The 8,668-nt window shown below is 64.0% G+C and carries 7 protein-coding genes and 2 tRNA genes; all 9 read right to left on the bottom strand.

Translation table 11 applies throughout. From position 1 onward, the window contains the following. On the bottom strand, window positions 1-267 hold a 267-nt coding region (locus BM162_RS05205; protein WP_143096109.1), incomplete at its 3' end, for a transposase. A 32-nt stretch (window positions 268-299) separates the two neighbouring features. Then, window positions 300-956 carry a ParB/RepB/Spo0J family partition protein gene (locus BM162_RS05200; RefSeq protein WP_177215068.1) on the bottom strand — a complete coding sequence of 219 codons (657 nt, stop codon included), beginning with the start codon at window positions 954-956 and terminating at the stop codon, window positions 300-302. Between the two features lie 616 nt (window positions 957-1,572). Further along, window positions 1,573-2,367: a BRO-N domain-containing protein gene (locus BM162_RS05190; protein ID WP_281243772.1), complete on the bottom strand. Its 795-nt coding sequence runs from the start codon at window positions 2,365-2,367 to the stop codon at window positions 1,573-1,575. A 35-nt stretch (window positions 2,368-2,402) separates the two neighbouring features. Then, a complete protein-coding gene (locus BM162_RS23210) occupies window positions 2,403-4,004 on the bottom strand; it encodes a site-specific integrase (protein ID WP_245759171.1) in 1,602 nt (533 codons plus the stop codon). A 92-nt stretch (window positions 4,005-4,096) separates the two neighbouring features. Beyond that, window positions 4,097-4,172 (bottom strand) — tRNA-Val (locus BM162_RS05185). A 104-nt stretch (window positions 4,173-4,276) separates the two neighbouring features. Next, window positions 4,277-4,351: transfer RNA gene (locus BM162_RS05180), tRNA-Val, on the bottom strand. Window positions 4,352-4,364: 13 nt separating this feature from the next. Next, window positions 4,365-4,700, bottom strand: coding sequence for an HU family DNA-binding protein (locus BM162_RS05175; protein ID WP_245759170.1), 336 nt, complete (start codon window positions 4,698-4,700; stop codon window positions 4,365-4,367). A 128-nt stretch (window positions 4,701-4,828) separates the two neighbouring features. After that, entirely contained in the window at window positions 4,829-7,237 is a 2,409-nt protein-coding gene (gene lon / locus BM162_RS05170; RefSeq protein ID WP_093418627.1) for an endopeptidase La, read from the bottom strand. A gap of 210 nt (window positions 7,238-7,447) precedes the next feature. Then, the gene (locus BM162_RS05165) at window positions 7,448-8,554 is read right to left on the bottom strand and encodes an alkene reductase (protein WP_093418624.1); all 1,107 of its coding nucleotides are present in this window, start codon (window positions 8,552-8,554) and stop codon (window positions 7,448-7,450) included. Window positions 8,555-8,668 lie beyond the last annotated feature (114 nt).

Below are 8,668 nucleotides of genomic sequence, written 5' to 3'. Positions count from 1 at the left end.
GGCTAAAAAATCTCGTTCCACCACGAGCTGGCCGATCTTGGCGTGCAGCTTTTCAATCTCGCCCACCTTCTCGGCGGCCTTCACCTCGGCCTTTCCCGAGAAAATCCCCGACATGCCCTCGAGCGCCTGCCGCTTCCAAGAGTTGATCAGGGTCTGGTGCACGCCGTGTTTCGCCACCAGTTCGGCGACCGTCATCTCACCTCGGATGGCCTCGAGCGCCACCTTCGCCTTGAACTCGGCACCGTAGTTCTTCCGTTTGCCAGCCACGCTGTTCGTCCTTGTCATCGTTGGCGGCAAGCTTAGCCGAGCGTCCGGTTTTTGGGGACCACCTCAATGTCTGCCTCACGTCCGATCTCCTTGCCGAACTTCTCGTACAGCTTCTCTGCCCGCGCCTTGGTCATCTCGTTGAAGTCCTCGTCTGTGAGTTTGTCTGCGGCCTCGCGCCTCAGCAGCATCTGCGCGGCCTCCCATGTTCTGGGCAGGTCTTGTCCCGCTTCCAGCAGCTTCTTCCGTGTGCTGCGCATGGTCCCGATGGTGCCGTTCGAGACCTGCGAGTTCTTCACCAGTTCGGCCTTGCTGTAGACGCTGGTGCCGTCGTCCTCTCCGTTCTCGGTTTTGCAGACGAGCCGCCATGCTGCGTCGCTTCGTTCCCATGCGGCCATTGGCAGCTTTGTCTCGCTGTTGGCTTTGAGGGCGTAAAGCACCGCGTCTCGCTCTGGCCCCTCGTAGATGACCACGCGGACCTTCTGCCTGCTCGCTCTGATGTGGGCTTCGTGGCGGTGGTGCCCGTCGATGATGATCAGCTCCCGGGTCTCTGGGTTTCTCCAGACATCGACCGGCGGAAGCTCCTGCTTGCCCTTGAGTGCCCTCGCCAGCTCGTCGGCATGGTACTCGTTGCAGACCGATGCGCGGTGCTGGAAGTCATCCGGTCGTGTGTGGATCTCTGTCAGCTTCACCCATTGCGTTCTGACGCGGGTAAGCCCTTGTATTTCTTTAGTCATGTGTGCTGGTCCTGTGTGGCTTTTAGTGTGCTGGTCCTCCGTCTGGCCTTGTCCAGTCTGGCCACCCTGAGGCTGGACACTCTGGCAGGCTCCAGCGACACCCGAGGCACCGCCATTGCAGCAGTGACCCCGGATGCCCTCGGACCAACTGGAGCCGCGCCAAAGGCGAGCCTCAGTGACCCCGTCAGGTCACAGCTCCACCACATGGTGGTCGGTCTCTTAATGGTGGAACCTGATGCCTCGGCCGATGCCAGTTTTCGTCCGTGTCCTGGCCACCATGTAGCCGACACACACGCCACACTGAGGCCGCGCCGCAGCTAACCGCGCCGCGTCGTTTCCTCGGACACCCGAGAAGGTGGGTGCTGTCAGTCGTCGGACCTCGTGCTATCGATTATCGCTCGGTTGTCGATGCAGTAGAGCTTGCGGTTGAAAGCCTTCATGAGCTGTCCTCCTGCCGCCTCACATCGCTCCACTGAGGGCGCGAACTGCTTCTGCTGCCACATCTTCCATGACCCACTTATTAGGCCTGTGATGAGGACGCTGGCGACGATGATGCCAAGGGACCGCATGGTCAGTCCTCCCGTTCCATCACTGGATACTCGCCGGGCATCGGGATCAGCGCTTGCATGTTCACGCAGAAGACCACGCCCCGGTTGTTTGCCCCCATCATCAAGACTCCGCCATTGGTCACGCACCCGTAGCGCATGTGGTCGAGCTTGGCCGCATCCGTTTCTGGCGCTTTGATGATCACTGGAACCATGGCCTCGTCGTCCTGCGCCAGTGCAGGCGCGGCAGTCAGCACGATTGCGATTGTGGTGGCGAGTGTCTTCATGGTCAGTCCTCTAATGCCCTCGTGGCCTTCATGCCATCTTCGAGCCTGCTCTGCGAGTGCCGCACTGACCCGGGGCGGCCACGCGCTGCGGGCCTCGGTCAGCTTCTCGGTCCTCTGCTTGAGCTTCTCGGTCAGCGTCTCGATCCGGCTGGTCGCCGTGGTGATCGCCTTGTGGAACAGCTCAAGCTCATCGAGCGTGGCGCTGCCGTCCTCGACCTTCTCCTCGCCCACGACGTAGCTGCCGTTCTCACGGAGCCGAGGCAGCACGGTGCCGTTGACCCACTTGCGGAAGGCGATGGCTGCAGGCTTACGGCTCTGGTTGATCAGGTCGTAGATGCCAGCCTCGGAGACGCAGAGCATCCCACGGTTGGGGAAGCTAAGAGAGATGGTATCTCGAGTAGAGACCTCGCTCTTGCGCACCTGCGGGTAGTGGTCAGGGTTGCAGCCATGCTTGACCGCGTTGGACGGGTTGCGGATGTCCAGTGCCTCGCACACGTCCTTGGCCGGGAACCAGATGGTGCCGTCGAGGTCGATGGTGCGGATGCCGTTGCCGTTGAAGTCGAAGAGGTTCAGCTCGTTCTCGTGGCGTCTCGCATCAAGAAGGAAGGCAGCTTTTTCATCTCGACGGCGAGGCCGGGGAGCATCACATCGCTTTTCCCATAGCCCTCGGAGGATTTTCCGGTGGTCCTGCCCGTTATGTAGGTCTTCGCGCTGTCTGCCATCCCGGCCCTGAGCGCGACGTCCTCGAAGAGATGCCGCCAGCCGTGACTTGGAGCCAGCTCGCGCCTCGTGATCTTCAGCTTGCCCCTGACCCAGCCAGCGACATTCCCTTGCGAGCGAGGCGGAAACAGTCGCTGCGTGTACCGCTTGCTGCCCGCATGAACAAACCCAAGCAGGCCCTCCTGCACGAGATCAGGGTGAACGGGCACGACCCGGATACTGTGTAGGTTCTTGAGGCTCTTCCCTCCCTTCGTCGTAATCCGGTAGAACCACGACCCCTCGTACTCGAAGAAATCGCCCGCCGTCAGTTGAGCTACTTCCTCAATACGCGCTCCCGAATAAGCGCACATCCACGGCAGCCACCTCAGCTCCGGCTTGGTCTCACTTCGCGCTGCCTCAAGAACCGCCCGTGCCTCGCTCATGCGATAGGTCCGGTCTTCGCTCCTGACGCCTTGGCGCTGCGGGACTTCAACAAGGTCCAGCGGGTTGCGATCCGGGAACAGCTCTCCGAAAGCATGACGCCTTGCCCACTCCACGACTGTACTCACGTTCTGAAGGCGCTGGGCGATGGTCGAGTTGGACAGCTTTCCGTCCTCCAACATCTTCCTCATCCACTCGTCGGCCTGCCGAGCCGTGACCGTGTCCACGCGCTTGCTCTTGCGATAGCCAGCGAACTCATCAGCGGCCCGCCGGTATTTCCGCTCTGCACTCTCAGACATCGGCTTGGCGTCACGCCCTGCCGCACGGCGCTTGACCTCCGCGTCGATCACTTCCGCGAAGGTCGTTCCTTTGCCTTCACCAACGTGCTGTGCCTGAGCCTGTATCTTCGGAGCATAAGCAGGGTACTTGTCCGCCGTGCCGCTCTCCGAGTAGTCGCCGCTGGCCCGTGCTGCGTTCACGCGCGTGACGTCTTCCATGGCGACAGTGACCCGCTGTAGTAGCTTGCTCCGCGACACAGCATCCACGAGAAGGCCGCGCCTTGCGAGCGCTGCGTCTGCCAGTCCTCCGAAGCGGCTTTCAATATCGGCAGCTCTGGTTTCCGCTGTCGGCACCGCCAATGGATGGCTACGGCCAGCTCTTGCCGCCTCGTCCAGCTCGGCGACACGTTTCCACAGCTCAGGCGATCCCGGCTCATCTTCGAGGATGTCGAGAAAGTCAGCCACGACCTCACCAGCGAGTGCTACGGCCTGCTTGTGGGTCAGACCGGCGGGGCCACGTCGAAGCGCCTCCCAGTGGCTCTCCAGCGCCGCCAGAGCCTGCGAGAAACGCCTCTTCGCTTCCTGCCAGTCCTTTGTGCGCAGCGAGGTCTTCGCGTGTGTGGTGAGCTTGAGCTGGCGGATGCGGTCGCCAATGGGCAGAGACACAGTCGTACCCTTCGCACGATCCACCACATCGCGAGGGACATGGACGCGCAGGTAGTAGGTCGATCCGATCAGGACGGGTTGGGGCATTCTGCATCTCATCGCGTACCACCTCTATGTACCAGTTGAGGCGGCGCATGTCCCTGTTTATCAGGTACTTGTGCGATTTCAATGCAGTAGCATGGTGGGTGATGAGAGACTCGAACTCCCGACATCTTCGGTGTAAACGAAGCGCTCTACCAGCTGAGCTAATCACCCTTGCCCGCGACCGTGCCGCAGGATGCGCCTGATGTCGAAGCCAGACGCGCCGGGTCGGAGCGACGTTCCTGCGAAAGGTGTGTCTGCATCCGCGCCGGAGGAAATGGTGGGTGATGAGAGATTCGAACTCCCGACATCTTCGATGTGAACGAAGCGCTCTACCACTGAGCTAATCACCCTTCGGGCGGTCTATTAGCCGTCCCGGTCCGACTGCGCAAGGGGGGTCGTGGCGTTAATCGACTGGGTCGAGCGGCGCACCTTCACATGGATCACCTGCCCGTTCTCGCGGGTCTTTTCGCGGTTCACCATGACCTTGCCCAAGGGCTGAAGCTGAAGCTCTTCGCCGTCGCTCAGGGCCTGCCCCAGCACCGCCAGCGTAGCCTCGACGACCGGCTTGGCGTCCTGCCGCTTCACGCCCGCCTGCGCCGCCACGCGGTCCAGCAAGTCCTTCTTCCGGACCTCTCCCGTTTCCGCGTCGCGCCCTCCGGCTTCGGGCGCAGGCTTAGTGTTCATGGAGTTCGTGAACATCTGCTCGTCCTTTTTCTGGCGGGGTGTCATTGTGGGCACGTTAACTGCCGACACCCAGCCTGTCACCGCCACCAACGAAAACGGGCGCCCTGAGGGGCGCCCGTAAAGTCGGTACCGTGGCGTCGGGATCAGTGCGCCGTGGCGCCCTGCCCTTCCCGCTGCTCCATCGCCCGGCGGGCCGCGGCGGCTTCCTCGGCCGCCTCGTCCCACTCGATGGGCTCGGGCTGGCGCACCAGCGCGTGCTTTAGCACGTCCGAGACATGCGCCACCGGGATGATCTCGAGCCCCTCCTTCACGTTATCGGGGATCTCGACCAGGTCCTTCTCGTTCTCCTCGGGGATGAGAACGGTCTTGATGCCGCCACGCAGGGCCGCGAGCAGTTTCTCTTTCAGGCCGCCGATGGGCATGGCGTTGCCGCGCAGCGAAACCTCGCCCGTCATGGCGATGTCCTTGCGGACAGGGATCTGCGTGAGCACCGAGACGATGGAGGTTACCATCGCCAGACCGGCCGAGGGCCCGTCCTTCGGCGTCGCCCCGTCCGGCACGTGGACGTGGATGTCCATCGTGTCGAACCGCGGCGGCTTCACCCCGATCTGCGGCGCGATCGAGCGGACGTAGGACGACGCCGCATCGATCGACTCCTTCATCACGTCGCCCAGCTTGCCGGTGGTCTTCATCCGGCCCTTGCCCGGCAGGCGCAGCGCCTCGATCTGCAACAGATCGCCGCCGACCTGTGTCCAGGCGAGGCCGGTGACCACGCCGATCTGGTCTTCCTTCTCGGCCAGGCCATAGCGGTGCTTCTTGACGCCAAGGTAGTCCGCCAGGTTCTCGGGCGTGACGACGACCGTCTCGACCTCTTTCTTGACGAGCTGCGTCACCGCCTTCCGGGCAAGCTTCGCGATCTCGCGCTCGAGGTTCCGCACGCCCGCCTCGCGGGTATAGGTGCGGATCATCTCCATCAGCGCCTCGTCGGTGATCTCGAACTCGCCCTTCTTGAGGCCGTGGTTCTTGACCTGCTTGCCGATCAGGTGGCGCTTGGCGATCTCCATCTTCTCGTCCTCGGTGTAGCCCGAGAGCGGGATGATCTCCATGCGGTCCAGAAGCGGCCCCGGCATGTTGTACGAGTTCGCCGTGGTGATGAACATCACGTCGGACAGGTCGTACTCGACCTCCAAGTAATGGTCCACGAAGGTGCCGTTCTGCTCGGGGTCGAGCACCTCGAGCATGGCCGAGGCCGGGTCGCCACGGAAGTCCTGACCCATCTTGTCGATCTCGTCGAGCAGGATGAGCGGGTTGGTGGTCTTCGCCTTCTTCAGCGCCTGGATGATCTTGCCTGGCATCGAGCCGATATAGGTCCGGCGGTGGCCGCGGATCTCGGACTCGTCACGCACGCCGCCCAGCGAGATGCGGATGAACTCGCGCCCCGTGGCCTTGGCGACCGACTTGCCTAGCGATGTCTTTCCCACGCCCGGAGGGCCGACGAGGCACATGATCGGCCCCTTCAGCTTCTTCGAGCGCTGCTGCACCGCCAGGTATTCGACGATCCGCTCCTTCACCTTCTCGAGGCTGTAGTGGTCGTCGTCCAGCACGCCCTGCGCACGGCCCAGGTCCTTCTTGACGCGCGACTTGGTGCCCCACGGGATGGACAGCATCCAGTCGAGGTAGTTGCGCACGACCGTGGCCTCGGCCGACATCGGACTCATGTTCTTGAGCTTCTTAATCTCGGCGTCGGCCTTCTCGCGGGCCTCCTTCGAAAGCTTCGTCTCGCTGACGCGCTTTTCCAGCTCGGCGACCTCGTTCTGGCCGTCCTCGCCGTCGCCCAGCTCCTTCTGAATGGCCTTCATCTGCTCATTCAGATAGTACTCACGCTGGGTGCGCTCCATCTGGCTCTTGACGCGGGTCTTGATCTTCTTCTCGACCTGCAGGACCGACATCTCGCCCTGCATCAGGCCATAGACCTTCTCGAGCCGCTCGGACACCGACAGCGTCTCCAGAAGCTCCTGCTTCTGCTCGACCTCGACGCCCAGGTGACCGGCCACCAGGTCGGCCAGCTTGGCCGGCTCGCGGGTTTCCGAAACGGCGGCCAGCGCCTCCTCGGGAATGTTCTTCTTGACCTTGGCGTACCGCTCGAACTCCTCGGACACCGAGCGCAGCAGCGCCTGCACGGTGTCGGCGTCGCCTTCGCTTTCCTCAAGCGGCTCGGCACGCGCCTCGAAGTGGTCCTCGTTCGGCAGGTACTCGGCCACGCGCACGCGCGACCGGCCCTCGACCAGCACCTTTACGGTGCCGTCGGGCAGCTTGAGAAGCTGCAGCACGTTCGCCAGCACGCCGGTGCCGTAGATGCCCTCCGACGTGGGCTCGTCGACGCTCGGGTCGATCTGGCTGGACAGCAGGATCTGCTTGTCCTCGGCCATCACCGCTTCCAGCGCCTTCACCGATTTCTCGCGCCCCACGAAGAGCGGCACGATCATGTGGGGGAAGACCACGATGTCGCGCAACGGCAGGACTGGATAGGAGGGGCTCAGTTGCTCGGTCATGCTCAATCCTTTTATTGGCAAGAGGATCCGGGTCCCGCTGCGCGGCAACCGCTGACCCTCCCCTTGGGCTCGACATGTGGGGGGTGTTCACCCCCCGTTCAACCACGGCCAGCCAAGGTGTCACGGGAGTGTGCCCGCGCCACGCGGCGACGGCAAGGCCGCTTTGCGGTGGCGCGGGGGCAAGTCCTGGACCGTGGATTACAGGCGGCCTCAGGCCGCCTGGCTGTCCTCGAGACGCGGATAATCGGTGTAGCCCTCGGCCCCGCCGCCGTAGAAGGTCGACGGGTCGGGCTCGTTGAGCGGCGCGTCCCGCTCCAGCCGCTCGGCCAGGTCCGGGTTGGCGATGTAGGCGCGGCCGAAGGCCACGGCGTCCACCGCTCCGTTTTCCACCCGCTCGACGGCGAGATCGCGGTCATAGCCGTTGTTGCCGATCCACACGCCGTCGAACGCGGCGCGCAGCGGCTCGAGCGAGGCGCCCTCGGGCAGATCGCGCGGTCCGCCGGTTGCGCCTTCGATCACGTGCAGGAAACTCAGGCCATAGGGCTTGAGCCCTTTCACGAGGTACTCGAACGTCGCCTGCGCGTCACCCAGTTCCTGTCCGTTGGCGGGCGAGAAAGGCGAGATGCGGATGCCCACGCGGCCGCCGCCGCCCCAGACCTCGGTCACGGCGTCGAGTACCTCGAACACCAGGCGCGCGCGGTTCTCGACCGACCCGCCATAGGCGTCGTCGCGGTGGTTCGACGTCTCGCGCAGGAACTGGTCCAGCAGGTAGCCGTTCGCGGCGTGCACCTCGACCCCGTCAAAGCCCGCCTTCTTGGCCGCCTCGGCGGCGTGGCGGTAGTCGTCGATGACGCGGGCGATTTCGTCGGTGCCCAGCGCGCGCGGCTCGGAGACGTCGACGAAGTCCTGCCCATCGAAGGTCTTCACGCCCTCGGCTCGCCCGGCCGACGGCGCCACGGGCGGCTGCCCGTCGGGTTGAAGCGAGGTGTGGCTGATGCGGCCCACGTGCCAGATCTGCGCGACGATCTTGCCGCCCTTCGCGTGCACCGCGTCGGTCACATCGCGCCAGCCGGCGATCTGCGCGTCGGAATAGACGCCGGGCGTGAAGGCGTACCCCTTGCCCTCGGCCGAGATCTGCGTGGCCTCGCTGATGATCAGGCCGGCACCGGCCCGCTGGGCGTAGTACTCGGCGTTCAGCGCGTGCGGGGCGTCGTCGGCGTGCCGCGCGCGGTTGCGCGTCAGCGGGGCCATGACGACGCGGTTCTTCATCTCGATATCGCCGGCCTTGAGCGGCGTGAACAACTTCGGATCGGCCATCTGCGATCTCCTTCACCGTATCTCGTGTGGAGCGCAGACCTATGTGCGACCCGCCGCCGCGCAACGGGGAGGCTGCATTGTTCATCGTGCATGGGCGCAGGGGGACCTGTGCGG

The sequence above is a fragment of the Tranquillimonas alkanivorans genome (genome assembly GCF_900115595.1).
Lineage (GTDB): Bacteria > Pseudomonadota > Alphaproteobacteria > Rhodobacterales > Rhodobacteraceae > Tranquillimonas > Tranquillimonas alkanivorans.
This window is presented reverse-complemented; position numbering and strand designations above follow the sequence as displayed.